At 45.5% G+C, this 323-nt stretch carries 1 protein-coding gene; it reads left to right on the top strand.

The window, feature by feature from the left end; translation table 11 throughout:
* Positions 1-323, top strand: a 323-nt coding sequence (locus tag ACERDH_RS09810) for a mucin-binding protein (protein ID WP_415741924.1), incomplete at both ends; no start/stop codon positions are given.

Below are 323 nucleotides of genomic sequence, written 5' to 3'. Positions count from 1 at the left end.
CAAGGCTACAAGCTTGTTAGCGATGAATTCACAGCAGGTGGTGCTAAGGTTTATGACTACGATACAGCACGTGACCAAGTCTACACTGTAACCCTTTCAGAACGTGTTGAACCGGTTAACCCAGATAACCCAAGCCCACAACCAAATACACCAGTCAATCCAGGACAACCAGATAGCCCACGTTGGCCAGGAACCGTTGAAAACTTGGACAACAAGGAAAGTGTTAACCGTACCATCCATTACGTTTACGAAGATGGAAGCAAGGCTAAGGATGATGTGGTTGAAACACTGAACTTCAAACGTTGGAGTCGTATTAACCTAGT

The sequence above is a fragment of the Streptococcus bovismuti genome (assembly GCF_042436615.2).
Taxonomy (GTDB): Bacteria; Bacillota; Bacilli; order Lactobacillales; family Streptococcaceae; genus Streptococcus.
This window is presented reverse-complemented; position numbering and strand designations above follow the sequence as displayed.